Origin of the sequence: Paraburkholderia sp. BCC1886 (assembly GCF_900996245.1) — a bacterium.
GTDB lineage: Bacteria > Pseudomonadota > Gammaproteobacteria > Burkholderiales > Burkholderiaceae > Paraburkholderia.
The window spans coordinates 28,502-47,950 of the sequence record NZ_CAAJGK010000118.1; the positions used below are offsets into that span (position 1 = coordinate 28,502).

Below are 19,449 nucleotides of genomic sequence, written 5' to 3' on the forward strand. Positions count from 1 at the left end.
GGTGGATAGACGCCGATCAGAGTCATTGCGCGCTGACGCACAGGCAACGAAATGCGATCGTTGGCCCGCCGGCAGTGCTAGTTGCGACTGCCCGAAAACTTTCCGACTACATTGCGAGGCGCACCCGCAACGAACGCGTCGATGTTGTCGAGCAATTGATCGACGAGTGTCTGGATCGCCTCGTCGCTGGCCCACGCGACGTGCGGCGTCAGCAGAAAATTGGGCAATCGAAGCAGGGCCTGCCACTCGTGCGATTCCGGCATCGGTTCCTCGGTAACCACATCGAAACCGGCGCCGGAAATCTGGCCGCTACCCAGCGCCTGCGCAAGCGCGCCTTCGTCGACGAGTCCGCCGCGTGCCGTGTTGATCACGAGCGGATGCCTTGTCATCTGAGCGAATTCGCGGGTACCGATGAGCTTGCGTGTCGCGGGTGTGAGCGGGCAATGCAACGTGACAATGTCGCTTTGCGCAAGCACCTCGTCGAAGGGCGTGTAAAGCGGCCCCATGTTGTCGACACCCTTGTACGCGGACATCAGCACGCGCATCCCGAGCGCCGTGCCGATGCGCGCGACTTCGCGCCCGAGCACACCGTCGCCGATCACGCCGAGCGTCGAGCCAGCCAGATCGCGGATCGGGAAATCGAAGTAGCAGAACTGGCCGGACTGCTGCCAGCGTCCGTTCTGCACCGACTCCCGATACGCGACGATCGAGCGCCGCAACGCGAAGATCAGCGCGAAGGTATGTTCGGGGACGGTGTGCAGCGCGTAGTTGCGGATATTCGACACGACGACGCCGCGTTCGTCGCACGCCGCGAGATCGATCACGTCGGTACCGGTCGCCGCAACCGCAATCAGCTTCACGCGCGGCGACTTCGCGAGCACCTCCGGGCCGATCCTCACTTTGTTCGTGATGACGATGTCCGCGTCGGCGATCCGGTCGACAAGCTGTTCCGGCCGCGTCGTTTCGAAAGCGACGAGTTCGTGTTCGAACGTGAGCGGACGAAATTGCGCACGCGGCGATATCGTGCCGCGATCGAGAAAGAGAATACGTTTCATGGGCGTTTTGATGAAAGATATCAACGCGCCGGCGGAATGCGGATTCCGATCAGCGGTTCGTGTTGCTGCGCGCCATAGACGTCGCGATCGCCAGGCGCGCCGGAAGTCGGACCTGTACGCGGAATCGTGATCTTGATCGCATTGGCCGCGTCGAACGAGACGATGCTGACATCGCTCGCCACGACCGGATACAGCGCGCTGACGAGTTCCGGTGTGAGTACGCCGCTGTCGAGTACGCGGCGATATGTCGGCGCGTCGGGAAAAATCATGTCGAAGGTCAGGTACAGTGGCCCGGCGTTCTTGCTGCGCATCACCTCGGCGAGATCATAGATCGTGTCGCCGCTCGCGGGATCGAAAACAGTGGTCAGATTCATTGCATCACCCGATGTTCGTCAAGTTGACGGGAAACAGCGCGGCCGGATCGTCGACCTGCATCACGTGATAGATCGTGAATTCGTACACCGGACCGCCGACCAGATCCGACGGCGAAAACGGAAACGCGAGATTGCCCGCAGTGGCTTTGCGGCCATTGAAATAGCCGTGTAAAAACGAGCTGCGCGCAAGCGACAGCGCCATATTCGCCAGTTCCTGGGTCGGTGCGATCGCCTCGATCACCATACCGATCTCATGCGCGAGACGTGGCTCGCGTTGCTCGACGCGCACGCCGTTGCGCCCGTAGTAAATGAAGTTCAGCTCGTACTCGCCGGGCTTCATGTCGAACGCAGTCAGCCGCGCGACGTCGTCGCGTACGCGAGCTTCCACCTGGTCGACGGCAGCGAGCAACCGCGGATCGGTCATGCCGGCCACGGTAATCGTGCGATAACCGCGCAGCTTCACTCCTTCGAGCTTGATGCTCGGCGGCATCTCGACGAGCTTGCTGCCGGACACACGCACACGCCGGTCGTCGAGCTTTTCGATGTGCGTGTGCTCGAGATCGACAAGGCCTTCGGGCTCGTAGAAATGATGCGGATCGGGCTGCTCGTACATCATGTGCGCAGCCACCGAAACGGGCGTGACGCCCCGCTCCATGTTCATCGGTTCGAGTTCGAAGTGATCGCGTCTTAGCGTGCCGAGCAGGCAATCGTTCGCGGCGAGCGGCACCGAGCACTGCGCGCCGCATTCGAGCAGCTTGGCCATATGGAACGCGAGTCCCATGTCGAAGCCGCGCGCGGCGGCGAGGCTTGCGTAGATGGCCGTGTCGCATGCGCGGCCCGCGATGATCACATCGGCACCCGCGTCGAGCGCATTGACGAACGGATCGGTGCCCATCTGTGCAACGATGCGCGTAGTCTCGTCGACGGCCTCTTCGGTGAGTTCGGGCAGCACGCCCATCGACTTCACACGGCCTTCGCGAATCGCCTGTTTGATGACGCTCTTGTCGATCTCGGCGGGAATGGTCGCGAGCTTGTAGCGCAAGCCGTCACGTTTCGTGACTTCGTCGAGTACATCGAGAAATTCGTCGAGATGCGGCTTGCCACCGGCGGTTCCCGCCGTGCCGATCACGTATGGCACGCCCGCATCGCGCGCCGCCTTCAGCGAGAGACCGAGATCGCGCCGCAACTGCTCGCGCTTGATCAGCGATTTGCCGCTGCCGAGATAGTAAGGGCCGGGATCGGATGAGCCGTTGTCGGCGCCGACCAGATGCGGCTTGCGTGCGATGCCGTTTTTCAGCGAGGTTTCAGGAAATCCGTAGCCGAGATTGCCCGCCACGGCCATGATGCGCAGTTCGTCTTCCATGGTTTGATCGAATAGTTTAGTCAGCGTGGGTTTGCGGCGCGACGTCGAGCCGGGCGATGATGCCTTCGAGTTCTTTCGACGGCGCGGGATAGCGTTCGAGCACTTGCGGATCGTGGCCTGGAATCACGTGCTCTTTTGAATCGGCGAGGAGATATACCGTGTCGAATGCTTCGAGCATCTGGCAAACGTCACAGGCATTCGAGAACGGCCGGCGCTTTTCGATGTTTTCATAAAAGTGCGAGGCATCCGAGGCGACCACCACCCAGCCGCGCGCCGTCTTCACGCGCACGACCTGCAGGCCCGGCGTATGCCCGCCGACCGGCTGCAGTTCGATGCCCGGTGCGACTTCTGCGGGACCGTCGTGCATCACGACGCGTTGCGCGAAATTCATCCTGACCATCTGCGCGACGTCTTCGGGTTCGTAGTGATGTCCGAAATGCGGGTATTTCATGTGACGTCCGGTCGCAAAATGCATCTCCGGTTCCTGCAGATGAAAACGGGACGACTGCAACAGCGCGAAATTGCCAACGTGATCGTAGTGCAGATGCGTGATCACGGTGTCGGTAATGGAATCGGGATCGATGTCGATCAGCCGCAGCGAATCGATTGGGCAACGCAGAACACCGCGTCCGCGTTTGGCCGCCGTCTGGGCGCTGAAGCCTGTATCGATCAGCACCGAGCGCTGCGCATTGCGAGCGACCCACACGTAGTAGTCGAGCGGCATTGCGCTCGCGTGATCGTCGTCGCCGCCGATGAAGTTGTCGCTACGCCAGCCGTCGCGGCGCGCGTATTTGATCGCGAAAAGCTCGTAGGTGTCTGTCATTTATCTACCTCCAATATTTGTTCGTTTTCACGCCGGTCGATGTGTCGTCAACGTGATCGACCCGCAGATCTTCTTTTGCTTACTGCTTTGTCGCAACGCCAGCCTCGGCCGCGCGAAGGAGTTTCAGCCGAATGCCATCTGCGCGGCGAAAAACAACGCTTCGATCATCGGTTCCTCGCGCCGGCGCGCGAGACTGACAAACGACAACGGTATTTCGATCGGTACTTCGCGCGAGATCGCCGCGCCGTACTTTTGCGCTTCGTCGATCGCGACCGTCTCGCGTGCGAGCGACAACCCGACGCCCGCGCGCACCAGTTCGATCATCGAGGCTTCGAGATCGACTTCCGCCGCCACCTCCGGTTTGGCGCCGACCGACTCGAAGGCGCGTGTCAGCATGACGTGATGCATCGAAGTCGGCGGCGTCCAGATCCACGGCAATCTGGCGAGTTCGGTCCAGCCGCGGCCGTTGATGCGGTCCTGCCAGCCTTTCGGCGCGATCACGTAGTACGTGATGGGCATCAACGCAATGGCATGCAACTCGACGCCATTGCTTTCGGCCGGCGTGCCCAGAAAGAAGCCTACGTCGAGTGCACCGCTCGCGAGCTGTTCGACTACCTGGCCTGTCATCGAATGACGTAGACGCGTGCGCACTTCCGGATAGCGGTTCGCCATATATTGAAGAACGGCGCCGAGGCGGATCGTTTGCGGATTCAGGATCGTGCCAATGGACACGGTGCCGGAGAGAATGCTGACGAGATTGTCGGCGGCGACTTCAAAACTGCCGATCGATTCGAGAATCTGCTCGGCGTAGGGCAACAGCTTGAGCCCGTCGGCGGTCAGCGTGAGGCCGCGTGGCGAGCGCTTCAGGAGGCGCAGTTTCAGTTGGTCCTGAAGGCTCTTCAATTGCAGGCTGACGGCGGGCTGCGTGAGATTGAGCAGCTTCGCTGCCTTGGTCAAGCTGCCTTCCCGCGCGACCGCAACGAACGCGCGAATATGGGCGAGATCGTTGATCGTACGGCTCGACGGCTTGCCGGTAAAAAGCTTCATGAGAGTCATCGGCAGCAACGCATAAGGCCGCAAACGCGGCGGGGTCGGCGCGCCGGCGCTGTTCGACGAAACGGATGTGTCGGGCTCAAACATGGTCCGCCGCCTCGAGAATGCGGCGCGCTTGAGCCAGCACCGGTGCGTCGACCAGCTTGCCGTCCACCGCGACCGCCGCGCCGCTCGAGGCGACTTCGCAGACCCGAGTCGCCCATTTCACTTCCTGCGGCGAAGGTCCGAGGCCCGCGCCGACGGCAGCAATCTGTTTCGGATGCACGCAAAGCTTCGCGCCGAAACCGAACGCGCGCGCGCGCCGCACTTCGTCGTCGAGCGCCGCGTCATCGTCGAGGTTAGTGCAGACGCCGTCGACAGCGGGCAGCAATCCCGCCAGGCGCGTATGTAGCAGGATCTGCGTCCGATAGTAATGCAACGGCTCGCCGATGTCATTCGCACCGATGTCGAGCGCCAGATCGACGGTGCCGAGCATCAGGCGTTTCACATTCGGTGAATGCGCGAGCGCGTCGAGATGCGCGAAACCCGCGGCGGTCTCCATTAGCAGATGCAGCGACCAGCGCGGTTCGATCGACGCGATGCGGGCGATTTCGCCGGCCTGCTCCGCTTTCGGAATCACGACGCCGTCGAGCTCGAGCTTCGCGCAGGCTTCGAGATCGGCGTCGTACCACGGCGTGCCGTGACTGTTGATGCGCACCAGCAATTGCACGCCGCGTGAGCGTGCGGTAAGCGCCAGCGCGGGAAACTCACGGCTGAGCGACGCGCGCGCGTCGCTCTTGCGCGCGGGCTCGACCGCGTCTTCGAGGTCGACGATCACGGCGCCCGCGCCCGCGTGCGCGGCCTTGTCGAAGCGTTCGGGACGCGTGGCGGGTGCGAACAGATAAGTGCGTAGCATTTTGTTAGACATCGGAAAGATCGTGTCAGATCACGCCTGCGGTGCGCAGCGCGGCGAGGTCGGAAGGACTGCACCCCAGCAGTTCGCCGAAGATTTCGTCGTTGTGACTGCCGAGCATCGGACCGAGCCACTCGATGTCGCCGGGCGTTTCGGACAGACGCGGGATCACGTTCGGCACGGCGACATCGCCCGCGCGCGACGGCATCGTGCGGATATTGTTGCGCGCCCGATATTGCGGATCGTCAAAGATGTCGGCGACGCTGTAGAGCAGGCTCGCAGGCACCGAACCTTCGTCGCAAAGACGCAGCACTTCGTCGTGATCGCGCGCGCCGATCCACGCCTGCACCGTCGCGTTGACCTCGTCGATCGCGGCAATGCGCAGCGACGCGCGGCCCCAACGATCGTCGTCGGCGAGTTCCGGACGCTGCATCACGTGTGCGAAGCGGCGGAAGATCTTGTCGTTGGTGCACGCGATCGCAATCCACCGATCGTCGCGTGTCTGGTAGTGCGCGTGCGGCGCGACGTTGACCGCATTCGCACCCATTCGCTCCCGCACTTTCCCGAACATATGAAACGCCGGCACCATCTCGTCGAGCACGCGAAACATCGGCTCGTACAATGCGAGATCGACGCATTGGCCGCGGCCGGTGCGTTCGCGCGCCTGCAACGCGATCAGCGCGCCGATCGTCGCGTACATACCCGAGCCATAGTCGGCGAGCGACGTCGAACCCGGTGTGACCGGAATACGGCCCGGTTCACCCGCGAGATAGGCGAGGCCGGAAAACGCATGGGCCACCCGCGCAAAACCCGGCTTGCTGCGATTAGGTCCGTCCTGGCCATACGCCGAGATGCGTACGAGGATTGTGCGCGGATTGAGCTTGTGCAGCGACTCGAAATCGAGCCCCCACTTCTCGATCACACCCGGGCGAAAGTTCTCGACCACGATGTCGCAACTCGCGGCGAGTTCGCGCAGCATCTGCTGCCCGCGTTCATCGGCGAGGTTGAGCGTTATACATTTTTTGTTACGGCTTTCGGTGAGCCACATCAACGTGTCGCCGCACGATGTTTCGGTTCCGAAGCGTCGCAACGAATCGCCGGTTTGCGGCGGTTCTACCTTGATCACTTCCGCGCCGAACTCCGCAAGAATCGTCGTGCAGAACGGACCCGCGACGAAGGTTCCCAGATCGAGTACTCGCATGCCTTCCAGCGCTTTCATTCGGATTCCCAATGCAGTTGTCGTTGGGCAAATGCTCCGCGCGAGGCAAGTGAGCGTCCATTTAAATGTGCAAAAGGGCGATATAAGCCGCGCAAAATATTGCGCCGCATCAGGCTGACCAGGAAACGATGAAACGCTTCACAGGCCGCGTTCTCCCCGCGATTTTCGTTGCCTCCCGCGCTGCGACGCACCATGAGCCAGTCGCGTAACTGCCCGATTGCGATTCGATTTGGCCGCTCATAAGATTGGCGACACCTGCAGCACGCCCTCTTAAGGACTCTTCGAACCGGATCGCCCATGACTTCCTCGCCGCTTGAACAGAAGATTGCCCAGTTTGTCGACGACGGCGGAACGTGGCCTGCCACGCTCGATCCGCTGATCCAGACGAGCCCACATTTCGTCGACGCCTATCTCGCGTTCGCGGGGTGCGCGTATCGCAACGGACCACTCGAACCGAAGGTGAAGGCGCTCGTGAGCTTCGCGCTCGAAGCATCGGTGACGCATCTGAACGCGACCGCTGTGCGGCGTTATTGCCGTGAAGCACTGCGTCTCGGCGCCACGCGCGACGAGTTGCTGGAAACGCTCGAACTGATCAGCGTGATCGGCGTGCATGCGTGCGTGATCGGCATGCCCGTGCTCGAAGCGAAGGTTGCCAACGATCCGAAGAATGCGATCGACACGAGTCATAGCGATGCGCGCCGTCAGGCGATCAAGCGGGAATTCCTTGAAAAACGCGGCTATTGGAGCGCGATCTGGGACGGCACGCTGGCACTCGATCCGGATTTCTTCGAAGCCTTCACGACGTTTTCTTCGGTGCCATGGGTACACGGCAAGCTGCCGCCGAAAGTGAAGGAGTTCATGTACATCGCGGTCGATGTGTCGGTCACGCATCAGTACGTACCCGGCACACACGTGCATATCGAGAACGCGCTGAAGTACGGTGCGACGCCCTCGGAGATTCTCGAAGTGATGCAGTTGGCCAGCACCATGGGCATGGCGAGCTTCGAGCTTGCGCTGCCCATCGTGCTCGAAGAAATCGCAGCATTGGAAGCGCAAGCAACACCGAGCGACGCCTAGTCGCCGGACACTAAAAAACCGATAGCGCGCGGCACTATAAACAGGAGACACATGATGAAAACGTTCGACGAAGCGGAACGCATTCCACGGTCGCGCTGGCTGCGCGTTGGTTTGATCGTCTTTATCAGCTATCTGGTCGCATTCGCCGATCGCACCAACATCGGCGTCGCGGCGCCGCAGATGGCGCACGATCTGCAACTCGGCACGACCATCACCGGCGCGCTTCTGGGGGCATTTTTCTGGGGGTATATCGTCACGCAGATCCCCGGCGGCTGGATCTCGACGAAAATCGGACCTCGCCGGGTGATCGCCGTATCGATGGTGATCACGGGCATCATGGCGTGCCTGACGGGCCTCGTGCAAACGCTGCCCGCGCTGATCACCGTGCGGGTCATCATGGGTCTCGCCGAGGGCGTGATCTGGCCGTCGTTTTCCGTGATCTTCGTGCGCTGGTTTCCTGCCCGCGAACGAGCGCGCGGCATCGCCTTCGCACAATATGCGCTGCCGTTGTCGTCGGTGGTGATGGCGCCGCTCGCCGGATGGATGATCGACGTGCTTCACTGGAAGACCATGTTCGTGCTGCAAGGCCTGCCCGCGATCCTGATGGGCGCGCTGGTGTGGATGTTCGTCTCGGACGACCCCGCGACCGACCACCGCCTGTCCAGCACCGAACGCGAATTCATCATGCAGAACCGTCTTGCAGGCACTGGCGCTGACGGCAGCTTCAGCAGCGTACTGAAACAATCGACTGTGTGGCTGCTCGCCATCGTCGCGCTGTCCTGGATCATGGTGATCTTCAGCTTCGGCCTGTGGATGCCGAGCCTCATCAAGCAATACTTCGCGCATGGATTCACGGCGGTCGGCTGGTTGACGGCACTGCCGTCACTGTGCGGCGCAGCGTCGATGTTCCTGAACTCGTGGCTATCGGACAAGCCGTCGAACATCTCGCGCGGCTGGTTCGTCGCGGTGCCGCTCGTCGTCGCGGGCGCGGCGCTGCTCGCGCAACACTACATCGACGGCGGACTCGTGTTCACAATGGTGATGTTCTGCATCGCCGGCGCGGGGCTTTTCTCGCCGAGCGGCACGTGGTGGGCGTGGGTCATCAGCAAGGTTCCGCGCAACCAGGCGGCTCCGTCGATCGCGGTAATCAACATGTTCGCGAGCTTCGGCGGGGTGGTCGGACCGCTAATTGTCGGCTTCTATGCGCGAGGCGGCAATCTGTCGAACAGCTTCTACATTCTCGGCTATTTCCTGTTTGCGGCGGCAATCGTGATCGCGTATGTGATTCGTCAAACGCAATCCCGCGAAGTCGATGCGATATCGGAAACGGTCATTGCGCATTGAGCCGTGTTTTGAGGCGGCATGCATGCACATGCCGCCTCGGAGGCGGCTTCACGGCCGGCAGTTGCTGACGCTTGGTCTGGGTGCGCTTAGGGCGCGCGCTGCCTGATCCATTTGGCTCGGATCGAGCCTATAGTTGACGATCGGCCCGCGCGTACGCACCGCGTATGGCCCGCGCGGCAACTCGCGGCTACTCTCAGGCAGCGTCGTTTTGCCAGTCGGGTCGAACACGACATCGACCCCGCTGCCTTGCGTCGCTTCACGCTTCGTCTCCACGACCGTGCCCACGCCTTCCATACAGGGCGTCGCCAGCAAGCGCGCGGCGTACGTCTCCAATTCGGGGTATTCGTCTTTGTGTGCTAAAGCTGGCGGCATACCAAATTTTGGCACTGTCACGTTGCGGAGATGGTCGAGTAAGATCGAATGATGAAGAATGCAAAATCGCTTCACCGAGGCCATCGCTTTCTGGCTGCGGTCATCAGTCGCGCAGTACGCTGGTATTTCAGGTTTCAGCTCAGCCTGTGTAATATCGAAGAACTGCTGTTCGAGCGCGGGGTTATCGTCAGCTACGAGACGGTCCGACGCTGGTGCGATAAGTTCGGTGCCGGCTTCGCACACCGTGTGAAGGCGGCACGTCGCAGGCCCGGCACCACGTGGAACCTTGACGAAGTACTTGTGACGTAGCGCGGCGAGCCTTACCTGTTGTGGCGCGCCGTCGATCAGCATGGTGCCGAACTCGATTTCCTGCTGCAGAAGCGCCGCGACAAGGCTGCAGCGAAGCGGTTTTTCAAGCGCGTTCTTGCCTCGTGTGCTGAGGCACCGCGCAAGATCGTGACCGACCAGCTGCGCAGCTATTCCGCGGCGAAAGCCGAGATTCCCGAACTTGCCCATGTCAAGCACGTCTTCGTCAAAGCCAGCGCGCGGGTCAACCACCGGGAGGAAAATAGTCATCAGCCGACACGCGAACGCGAGCGATGCATACGCGGCTTCCACGATCCTGAACGCACACAGGCCTTCCTATCGAGCTTCGGTCCGATTTAGCAGCACTTCGCGCTCAAGCGACACCTGATAAATGCCTCACTCCATCGCAAACAGCTCGCCACACGCTTTGCCGGCTGGTATCGTTTCACTGAGGCCACCCAAGGTCCGTCAGTTTTATGAGCAAGCGTCTGTCCTTTCGGCTATTGCGCCGCGAACAATTTAACGTGACAGCGTCCGGGCGACGGACTCTTTGAGCTGCGTCTCCCTAGAAAGGATGCGTCGTGCGCACTTCCAATGCGGTTTGATTGTCGCCGGAAGCCGCCGCTTGATATAGCACTGCGGCTCGTTGGCACGCCGCGTCAGCAGGCTCGGAGACGCTGGTTACATGAACGTCCATTGGCTCAATCAGGTAAGCCAAGCTTAATCGGCTCTGATGTGAACCAGACGGGGCCAATGAGTTTCGCTCTTATTTTCACGAGCGCGAGCCCGCAACGAGTACGCTGAGAGACATCGACTGGCTGTGCAACGGGCGGAACTTCGATCGCGAAGTCATCGCCTTGTGCGTCCGTTGGTACCTCTGTTACAAGCTCAGCCTTCGAGACCTCGTAGAAATGATGATCGCGCGCGGTCCGTCGCTTTCGCATACGACGAGCATGCGCCGGGTCAAACGCTTCACGACGGAGTTCGTGAAGGGCAGGGATCGGTTTGCGAGATCCGCTGGTCGTTCATCGCGGATCGATGAGACATATGTGAGAATCCGTGGCAAACGGGTCTGTCTTTACCGTGCAGTTCATCGAGCGGGGAAGACGGTCGACTTCCTGCTCAGCTTGCAGTCGCCAGTGACAAAATTATTTCGCTCTACGACATTGAACGCCTCTCCCCCACTTTTTTCCCACTCCCAGCATTCGGAAACACCAACACTTGACGAGCAATACGATTGAACAGGCGCCCTCCCCGCGCTCCTCGCAAACGGGGCTTACTTCTCCCCTTCCGCAAACATCGTCAGTCCCATCAGACTCACCAACCCGCAGCCCAGCACATACCAGGCCGGCGCATAGAAGCTCCCGCTGATTCGCCACAGGTAACTGACGATCAACTGCGCGAAACCGCCGAACACCGTCACCCCGAACGCATAGATGATGCCAAGCGACGTCGCGCGGACCTCGGGGCGCAACGATTCCAGAATCATCACGAACCCGGCAGGACCCGACAGCGCCATCAACCCGATCAGCACCAACACGACCGCCAGCACGGTGCCGATCGACGGCCACGTTCTAATGAAGTAAAACGCCGGCAACAGCATCGACAGCGACACGATCGACACCGCGTACAGCAGCTTCTTGCGACTCGGCACGCGATCCGCGAGACGGCCCGCGAACGGCGAGCCGATCAGCAGCACGAGACCTGCCATGCAGCCGGCGAGCGACGACACTGCCGACGGCATCCCTAGCGTCAAGGTCAGGAACGACGGCAGAAAGAACGCGATGGTGTACATCGATGACGTGCCGCCAATCACTAGCATCGTCCCGGCGACGATCTGCCTGAGCGGCAGACGCGGGCGCTGTCTGGCGCTAGCCGTCTCACGCTCGACCGGCAAAGTATCGTCCAGATGCCGACGCAAATAGAAACCGATCGGCCCGATCAGTAGACCGATCAGGAACGGAACGCGCCATCCCCATGACAACAGGGCTTCGTGCGACAGCGTCTTCGACAACGTCATGGCGACAAGCGCGCCCGCGAGCAGCGCGCCGCCCTGGCTCGCTATTTGCCAGCTCACCAGCGAGCTGCGCTGGCCCTTGCCGGCGGATTCCATCAGAAGCGTGGTCGCCGCCCCGACTTCGCCGCCCGCCGAGAAACCTTGCAGCAAGCGTCCGAGGACGATCAACACAGGCGCCGCATAGCCGATGCTGGCAAACGTCGGCGCAAAGCCAATCACGCCTGTGCCGAGCGCCATCATCAGCACAGTCAGCACGAGCGCCGGCTTGCGGCCCGCGCGATCGGCGTATGCGCCAATCACGATCCCGCCGAGCGGACGCACGACGAAGCCGACGCCAAACGTCGCCAATGACAGCATCAGCGAGCCAAGTTCGCTATTGACGGGAAAGAACAGCTTGCCGATCAGCGCGGCGAAAAAGCTGTAGACGGTGAAGTCGAAAAATTCGAGCCCGTTGCCGAGTGCAGCCGCGACGATCGTCGAACGGATCGAATGGCGCGATGGCGCCGCGTGTGCGACGGTGCCGGTTTGGTTTGTTGCGTTCATGACGGGACACGCCCAAAGATGATGTGAGAAAGTGCGCCTCGTCGTGTGCCGGCGAGGCGCGCCGCAGAACCGCTGACGCTTTCCAACTCCGCTGAATGCAGCGGTTCGTTGACGGACCTGCGGCATCGATCGGCGCTTATTCGCTGCCTTTCATACCCGCGACCGAGCGTAGCGTCAGCTTGTTGACGACTGACGTCACGCCGGGCACGCCCTGCGCGACGCTGGTCGCAAGGCCGATCTGACTGTTATCGGCCACGACGCCGGTGAGCGTCACCACGCCGCCGTTCGCACGCACGCGAATAAAGGTGGACTTCAGGCCGTGGCGATGCGCGGCATGCAGCGCCTTGCGCACCGATGCGGCCAGTTGCCGGTCCGTTACAGCGCCACTTGCGGGACTGGCCGCCGCCGAAGCGGAAGCCATCACCGAAGCGGGAGCCGCGGTGCCCGGTCCCTGTGCATATCCGTCGATACAGGCCGCCATCAGCAGCACTGCGCCCGCTATCCTGATTGCTTTCATGCTTCATCTCCTCACGCAGGGACGACGCCGGCTACCCGGCGCACTTTTAGAACTTGTGGTACATGCCGACCAGCACGACGCGCGGCGACTGGTAGTTTTCAAGCGCGCCGTTCGCGCCGGTGTAACTCGTGCTGATGTTGTCGACCACCGGTTGTTCGCCCGGATACTTGCCGTAAGCGGGCGTCGCGCCGGTGTTGTGGATCATCGAGCCCCGCACGTAAAGCGCAGTGCGCTGCGACAGGTTGTAGTCATAGCCGAGCGTCACGCCATATGAGTGATCGCTGAATCCGCCCACCGCCCGGTACGCGAGTTCCGCACGAAAATCGTTGTGTTTGTACCGATACAACCCGCCCAACGTGTACAGCGACGCGACACGGTCTTCAGCAAGCCGCGGCGCGAGAAAGCTGTATTCCGCCGACAACACGTAGCGGCCCGTGTCATATACCGCGCCGGCTGCGAAGTTGTCGGTCCGTACATACGACGACGTGGTCAGCGCATTGAGCGCATAGTTGCCGAGATAGCTGAGCGTGCCGAACACGCGCCCGTCGTAGTAGTTAAGCGCGACCGCCCGGGTCGTCACGGTGGGCGCCGTGCTTCCCTGACTCGCCAGCGACACAGCCAGTTGCCCATTGAACGGACCAAACCACGGCGTCGAATAGCTAATCGCGTTAGGCAAGCGCGCCGGTTCGTAGCTCGCGCCCGGACCCAGGTCGTACACCCATGCGGTCAGAAACGCGACAGCGGACACCGTGCCGACCTGCCCGAAGACGTCGACGAACAACGGCACGCCGACATCGTCCTGCAAACCGAACTTGAGTTCGCCGGCATTGCGCGAACCAACCGACACCCACGCCTCGCGATTGAACAGCGTATTGCTCGTGCCGAACCCACCGTTCGCTGCGTTGAAGCCGCTTTCCAGATCGAAACGCACCCGATAGCCGCCGCCCAGATCCTCGACCCCGAAGAAGCCGAACTTCGAGGTCCACTGACCGCCGCTTTGCTGCACGAACGCGGTTTGCGCGCCTTTGGTGAAGCCCACCGCCTGGTCGACTGCGCCGTACAGGGTGATACCCGGAGAGTACGCATTCACGCCCACGTACGGAATACCCGCAAAGTAGTCGTTGAAGAACGAGTCCGACGCTTGTGCGCCCTGGCCCGCCACGCCCAGCGTGGCAAGCACGGCTGTGTATAACGCGGTCCGCGCGGCCCGGCGGCCGGCGCGCTTTGCTGAAACAGAGGAACACCAGGAGAACACAGACTGCGGGTTGGTCTTGCCGAAAATCCGAAGGCTTCTTGTGGCCATTGATGAACTCATTTCTGGTAGGTCGGAAAGCACGCTTCAATGAAACGCGCGGAGACTCGTTGCGTTGCGTCGATTACGTGGCGGGAAAAGTAACGTGGCTCAGCCTGCGTACAGATAGCGTTCGGCCAGCGCGACGAAGTACGCCGCTCCCCAGATGAGCGCGGCATCGTTGAAGTCATACGACGGGTTGTGCACCATGCATCCGCCGACCGACCCCACGCCATTGCCCAGCAGCACATAGCAGCCAGGCAACTGTTCGGTCATCCACGAGAAGTCCTCGCTGCCCATCACGGCGTCTTGCATCAAGCTCAGGGAGTGCGCGCCGGCCAGCGCTTCAATGGTTTCGATCGCGAGATCGGCGGCTTTCCGGTCGTTAATCAGCGGGCGCGAAATCGCCTTGTACTGGACCTCGGCGGTCGCACCGTAGGTTTGCGCCTGCATGTCGGCGATCTGGCGGATGCGCTCCTCGAGCATCGTGCGGGTCTCGCCGTCGAGCGCGCGCACCGATAGCTTCAGCGTAGCCGTCTGCGGAATCACGTTGCCCGCCGAGCCGGAATTGAACGCGCCTACTGTCACCACCGCCGCGCGTGTCGGCTCGATGTTGCGCGAGACGATGGATTGCAGCGCGAGCACGATGTTCGACGCGGCGACGATCGGGTCGCAGCCAAGCTGCGGCGTCGCGCCGTGAGTGCCCTTGCCGGTGACGGTGACCGTCGCCGTGTCGGACGACGCCATCATGCAGCCGTGCCGCAGAGCGAAATGGCCGATGGGCAAACCGGGCGCGTTATGCAGCGCAAAGACCATATCGCAAGGAAACCGCGTGAAGAGACCGTCTTCGATCATTCGCGTCGCGCCGCCCAAACCTTCTTCGGCCGGCTGGAAAATCACGTTCAGCGTGCCGTCGAACCTGCTGCGGGTCGCGAGGTGGTGGGCGGCGGCCAGCAGGATCGCCGTGTGGCCGTCGTGGCCGCACGCGTGCATCGTGCGCTCGACCGTGCTGGCATAAGGCAGACCGCTTTCTTCCTGAATCGGCAGTGCGTCCATGTCGGCACGCAAGCCGATCCTGCGCTCCGACGTGCCGCGGCGGATCTGCCCCACCAAACCGGTCCCGCCGATGCCAACCGTGACCTCATAGCCCCAGTCGCTCAGCTTGCGCGCGACGAGATCTGCCGTCCGGGTCTCGGCGAAACCGAGTTCGGGGTGCGCATGGATATCGCGGCGCACCGAGATGAACTGTTGTTCCGACTCGCGAAGATCCGCGAGTAGTTGTGCATATTCCTGCGTCATGTGTGCTCCGTAGCTGGCTGTTATCAGCCGTCGGGACAGAGCGTAGAGACACGTGACAAAAATAAAAAAGCACAAATTGTGATGCGCATAACCAGTGGTAATATCCCCCGCATTATGAAAATTCATCATTTGCGGGCGCTGGTGGCTGTCTCGTTGACGGGCAGCATCAAAAGCGCGGCCGTGTCGCTGCACGTCAGTCAGCCGGCCATCACCAAAGCGATCCGGGAACTGGAGGACCAGTTCGGCGTGCAATTGCTTGAACGCAAACAGTGGGGTGTCGTGCCGACGGCGGAGGGTGCTGCGCTGCTGAAACGAGCACACACCGTGGTGCGCGAGATGGAGCGCGCTGAAGAGGACATGGCGCATCTGAAGGGGCTGCGCGACGGTCACCTGGTGATCGGCGTCACGCCGATCACGGGCACGGCGGGCTTGACCCAGGCGTTCGTCGAGTTCCGCAAACGCTGGCCAAGAGTCACGCTGGAGTTCCGCGAGCTGGGTTTCAATCAGCTCGGCGAGCAACTGCAGAACCGCACGCTCGATCTCGCCTTCACCGCGTTTGCCAAGCCACTCCCCGATTCAGGCGATGCGAAGGAACTGTTCTCGTTCGACACCGTTTTCGTAACGCGCGCCGCCGGCATCTATGCGGGCGCCAATTCGCTCGAAGCGTTGAGCGACGCCGAATGGATCCACACCGATGTCACCGAGAATCACCCGACATTCATCCGTGAAATGTATGGGCGAGCGGGTCTGTTGGCGCCGCATTGCATCACGCGCTGTACGTCGTACGCGCTGTTTTACAGCCTGACAGTGAATACGGATTCGGTGTTCGTGTGGACCCAGCATTCGCTAGCCGAAACGGAACTCGGCCGTACGTTCGTGAAGTTGCCGCTGCCCGAGACGCCGCCGCCTTTACGGCTTTATCTGCTGACGCCGCCCGGTTTGCAGTTGACGCGGCCAGCCGAATATTTTCTCGACTGCATTCTGAGCGGGACCGCCGCGAAAAAGCGTGATGCTTCTGTTGAAGGAATCCGGTAAAAAAGGCTGGGGGACGAGCGCACCGCAGGGTATCGTATGCCTAACGACGAGACTTAAGAGCCACCATGCGATGCACGATCGTTCATGAGTTCGATAACGGCGACGGAAGTGTGGCAAAGCGGGTTGAGGTCATGCGGCTGGACAGGCCCATCGACGATCAGACATCCGCAGACGTGGGATTGTCACTCAGTGAAGGCCTGTCTTTGCTCAATTGTGTGCAGCAGAAGTTCGTTGTCGGGCAGATCGAACGTCTTTGCGCCTCGCGTAGATTCTGTGTGGATTGTGGCGTCCCCGTCGTCTGCAAGATAATCATTGCCCGGAGCTGAAGACCGCGTCAGGAAAGGTTTACTATCGCCGCGAACGATGGAAGGCCTGTAATTGCGGTGCGGACAGCTGTAGATATGTTTCTCCGCTCAAGGACTACCTGACGGAGGCAAGTACCGGTGAACTGAGATGGCTGGAGCTTGGCGCCACGATGCCCTAATCGGCCGGCCAAGGCCGTCATGGACCTTCTGCTACCTACCTCGGGTCGCGACAATCACGCACAGCCGTGCGTCGGTCGTGCAAGACCGAATACCGACTTAATTTTGTCGAAATTGCGCGTATAAAAATGTCAACTCGCGTTTTCAAGTGTGACGCCGGCTTTGCGCATCGGGTTAACGCCTAACAGCGGTCTGGGTAAGACGCATGATTTACGCCCTCATTCGAGGCCTCGCGCGATGCCTCGACGATTCGTCGCTATCCGCCCTTCCCTCGCTCTATTACGGCCACCGTTTTCCAGCCGAGGTCATCAGTTGCGCGGGGTGATCGTGACCTACGAGACGTTCCGTTGCTGGCGCGACAAGTTCGTTAATGGCCTTTCTCACCGGGTGAAAGCCGCGCGACGCGAGCCCGGTGGTACGTGGCACCTTGACGAGGTGTTCGTCACCCTACGAGCTCATTCAGATAACGCGTTCGAACACCTGTCCTGATCAGTCGATCCTAAACTGCCCGACCGTGTTCGCCAGTTCATTCGCTTGCGTCTGAAGCGTTGCCGCAGCTGCCGCCGACTCTTCGACCAAAGCCGCGTTCTGTTGAACCATTTCATCGAGTTGCGCGACGGCGCGGTTCACTTCCTGAATGCCGCGCGTCTGTTCATCGGAGGCACCGGAAATTTCGCTCATCATCGTCGTGACGCTATTGACCGAGCTCACGATCTCCTGCATCGTTTCGCCCGCCTGACGCACTTGCGTAGAACCGGACGCCACGCTTTCAACCGTTGCTTCGATCAACACCTTGATTTCCTTCGCAGCTTGCGCGCTCCGTTGTGCGAGGCTGCGCACCTCGCTCGCGACCACCGCGAAACCGCGACCCTGTTCGCCCGCACGCGCGGCTTCTACCGCCGCGTTTAGCGCGAGGATGTTGGTCTGGAATGCGATGCCATCGATCACGCCGATGATGTTGCCGATTTTCCCCGATGCCGATTCGATCTCCTGCATGATGTCGATCACGTCGGAGACCACCGCGCCACCACGGGCGGCGGTGCCTGAAGCCGACGTCGACTTTGCGTTGGCCTGCTTGGCTGCGGTCGCCGACAGCGTGACCGTCGACGTGATTTCCTCGATCGATGCCGCCGTCTGCTCCAGACTCGCGGCGGCGGCTTCGGTGCGTCCGGAAAGATCAACGTTGCCCGTCGCAATTTCCTTGGCGGCGAGGCGAACCGACTCACTAGTCGTGCGAATCTGCTTCATGACGACCAGCAATTTATCGACGAACTGATTGAACGCTTGCGAAATCTGCGCCACCTCGTCGTGCCCATCAGACGGCAAGCGCTGCGTCAGGTCGCCAGAACCGGAACCGATAGCGGTCATCGCGTCCCGCACCGTGGCGAGCCGTTTCAGCGAAATGGTCGTGACTGCGCTCATCACGGCCGCCGCGACTAGCACGATCACCACCAGGCAAATGAGCGCGCTCATCAGTTGCGAATGGATGCTCGCCGTCGCTTCCGCCTCGTCAAGCGCGATGACGGCATGCCAGTCAGTACCGGCAATCGGCGACGCTTTCAAGAGTTTGCTCCTCGCGCCGACTTTCACCCGCAACGGTTCACGCGCGTCGACCAGCGCGGACAGCGACAAATCGGGGCTGAGATCCTTCACGGGCTTGCCAATTAATCTGGCGTCGGCGAGCGCGATGATATTGCCATGGCCGTCGAGCAACATGCCGAAGCTGTGCGGCGTTGGCCGAATCGCGTTCACGTTCGCGCTGACCGTTTCCATACTCACGTTGCCCGCGATCACTTCCTTCACGCCGCCTACTCCTTGCGCGGGCGTTGTAAATGCAACGACCAGTTTTCCGCTCGTCACATCGACGTAAGGCGTCGTCACGATCGCCTTGCCCGCGGCTATGGCTTCCTTGTACCAAGGCCGCACGGTCGGATCGTAATTCGGCGGAATGCCCTCAGGCGCGGAGAACACGGACGTTTTATCGGCGCGGCCGACGAACACGTTTAAAAAGCCACCGGCATGCGCGATGTCGAGGAACGCGGGCAACGGATCAGCCGATGCGCCTGCTTGTTGCAGCGAGTTGATCATCTGCGCGCGCGTGGCCACCCAGTCATTGATGCCCGCGACATGCCCGGCGGAGACGGACTCGAGGTTAGCGGCGACGGCGTCGTCGCTGAACGATCTTGCGACGTAAAAGTTGAGCGCCGCATTGATCAACAACGCGAGCACGACAATGGTGAGGCTGGCGGCGAGAATTCGCGCGCGAATCGATGTGAACATAGGGTAGGCAGTTAAGGAAAGGATGACATTCTTAACGGCTCTTGCGATCGACTTCTGAAGCTCGATCTTGCCTTCGCAATGCGGATACGCAACAAAAGTTCCCCCCA

Annotated in this window: 16 protein-coding genes and 3 pseudogenes; 7 read left to right on the forward strand and 12 right to left on the reverse strand. The window is 61.2% G+C overall.

Annotated features, from left to right (window positions below; all coding sequences use genetic code 11):
- Nucleotides 1–77: 77 nt before the first annotated feature.
- The 7 genes from FQ746_RS32085 to FQ746_RS32115 form a co-directional block, all read right to left on the reverse strand.
- Nucleotides 78–1,055, reverse strand: coding sequence for a D-2-hydroxyacid dehydrogenase (locus FQ746_RS32085; RefSeq protein ID WP_144113834.1), 978 nt, complete (start codon nt 1,053–1,055; stop codon nt 78–80).
- A 20-nt stretch (nt 1,056–1,075) separates the two neighbouring features.
- Nucleotides 1,076–1,429: a DUF4387 domain-containing protein gene (locus FQ746_RS32090; protein WP_144113835.1), complete on the reverse strand. Its 354-nt coding sequence runs from the start codon at nt 1,427–1,429 to the stop codon at nt 1,076–1,078.
- 4 nt (nt 1,430–1,433) lie between these two features.
- Nucleotides 1,434–2,792 (reverse strand): acyclic terpene utilization AtuA family protein, encoded by a 1,359-nt coding sequence (locus tag FQ746_RS32095; protein ID WP_144113836.1) that lies wholly within the window; start codon nt 2,790–2,792, stop codon nt 1,434–1,436.
- Nucleotides 2,793–2,808: 16 nt separating this feature from the next.
- On the reverse strand, nt 2,809–3,615 hold the full coding sequence (locus FQ746_RS32100) for an N-acyl homoserine lactonase family protein (protein ID WP_144113837.1): 807 nt from the start codon (nt 3,613–3,615) through the stop codon (nt 2,809–2,811).
- Nucleotides 3,616–3,738: 123 nt separating this feature from the next.
- Nucleotides 3,739–4,755 carry a LysR family transcriptional regulator gene (locus FQ746_RS32105; protein ID WP_313955588.1) on the reverse strand — a complete coding sequence of 339 codons (1,017 nt, stop codon included), beginning with the start codon at nt 4,753–4,755 and terminating at the stop codon, nt 3,739–3,741.
- Nucleotides 4,748–5,575, reverse strand: coding sequence for an HpcH/HpaI aldolase/citrate lyase family protein (locus tag FQ746_RS32110; protein WP_144113838.1), 828 nt, complete (start codon nt 5,573–5,575; stop codon nt 4,748–4,750). The genes FQ746_RS32105 and FQ746_RS32110 overlap by 8 nt, the downstream gene beginning before the upstream one ends.
- 13 nt (nt 5,576–5,588) lie before the next feature.
- Nucleotides 5,589–6,779 (reverse strand): CaiB/BaiF CoA transferase family protein, encoded by a 1,191-nt coding sequence (locus FQ746_RS32115; RefSeq protein WP_144113839.1) that lies wholly within the window; start codon nt 6,777–6,779, stop codon nt 5,589–5,591.
- Nucleotides 6,780–7,076: 297 nt separating this feature from the next.
- On the opposite strand from FQ746_RS32115, the gene FQ746_RS32120 reads away from it, so the two are divergent.
- The 4 genes and pseudogenes from FQ746_RS32120 to FQ746_RS35535 all read left to right on the forward strand — a co-directional run bounded on the left by FQ746_RS32120 (nt 7,077) and on the right by FQ746_RS35535 (nt 11,119).
- Nucleotides 7,077–7,856, forward strand: a complete 780-nt coding sequence (locus FQ746_RS32120; protein ID WP_144113840.1) for a carboxymuconolactone decarboxylase family protein — start codon at nt 7,077–7,079, stop codon at nt 7,854–7,856.
- Nucleotides 7,857–7,907: 51 nt separating this feature from the next.
- The gene (locus tag FQ746_RS32125) at nt 7,908–9,200 is read left to right on the forward strand and encodes an MFS transporter (RefSeq protein WP_260854240.1); all 1,293 of its coding nucleotides are present in this window, start codon (nt 7,908–7,910) and stop codon (nt 9,198–9,200) included.
- Nucleotides 9,201–9,623: 423 nt separating this feature from the next.
- Nucleotides 9,624–10,358, forward strand: a pseudogene (locus tag FQ746_RS32135) (IS6 family transposase).
- Nucleotides 10,359–10,831: 473 nt separating this feature from the next.
- Entirely contained in the window at nt 10,832–11,119 is a 288-nt protein-coding gene (locus FQ746_RS35535) for a DDE-type integrase/transposase/recombinase (RefSeq protein ID WP_313955591.1), read from the forward strand.
- Between the two features lie 35 nt (nt 11,120–11,154).
- On the opposite strand, the gene FQ746_RS32145 is transcribed toward FQ746_RS35535, so the two are convergent.
- From FQ746_RS32145 to FQ746_RS32160, 4 genes are all read right to left on the reverse strand, one after another.
- The gene (locus tag FQ746_RS32145; protein WP_144113842.1) at nt 11,155–12,438 is read right to left on the reverse strand and encodes an MFS transporter; all 1,284 of its coding nucleotides are present in this window, start codon (nt 12,436–12,438) and stop codon (nt 11,155–11,157) included.
- 136 nt (nt 12,439–12,574) lie between these two features.
- The gene (locus FQ746_RS32150; protein WP_144113843.1) at nt 12,575–12,955 is read right to left on the reverse strand and encodes a BON domain-containing protein; all 381 of its coding nucleotides are present in this window, start codon (nt 12,953–12,955) and stop codon (nt 12,575–12,577) included.
- Nucleotides 12,956–13,001: 46 nt separating this feature from the next.
- Nucleotides 13,002–14,258, reverse strand: coding sequence for a porin (locus FQ746_RS32155; RefSeq protein WP_186310886.1), 1,257 nt, complete (start codon nt 14,256–14,258; stop codon nt 13,002–13,004).
- Nucleotides 14,259–14,357: 99 nt separating this feature from the next.
- Nucleotides 14,358–15,545: a M20 aminoacylase family protein gene (locus FQ746_RS32160; protein WP_144113845.1), complete on the reverse strand. Its 1,188-nt coding sequence runs from the start codon at nt 15,543–15,545 to the stop codon at nt 14,358–14,360.
- A gap of 114 nt (nt 15,546–15,659) precedes the next feature.
- Between FQ746_RS32160 and FQ746_RS32165 the strand changes: the two genes are divergently transcribed.
- The 3 genes and pseudogenes from FQ746_RS32165 to FQ746_RS35400 all read left to right on the forward strand — a co-directional run.
- Nucleotides 15,660–16,580 (forward strand): LysR family transcriptional regulator, encoded by a 921-nt coding sequence (locus FQ746_RS32165; protein WP_144113846.1) that lies wholly within the window; start codon nt 15,660–15,662, stop codon nt 16,578–16,580.
- 65 nt (nt 16,581–16,645) lie between these two features.
- Nucleotides 16,646–17,122, forward strand: a pseudogene (locus FQ746_RS32170) (ISKra4 family transposase); the annotation flags it as partial.
- Nucleotides 17,123–17,282: 160 nt separating this feature from the next.
- A pseudogene (locus FQ746_RS35400) lies at nt 17,283–17,515 on the forward strand (hypothetical protein); the annotation flags it as partial.
- A gap of 36 nt (nt 17,516–17,551) precedes the next feature.
- Here FQ746_RS35400 and FQ746_RS32180 read toward each other — a convergent pair.
- Nucleotides 17,552–19,342, reverse strand: a complete 1,791-nt coding sequence (locus FQ746_RS32180; RefSeq protein WP_144113847.1) for a methyl-accepting chemotaxis protein — start codon at nt 19,340–19,342, stop codon at nt 17,552–17,554.
- Between the last annotated feature and the right edge of the window lie 107 nt (nt 19,343–19,449).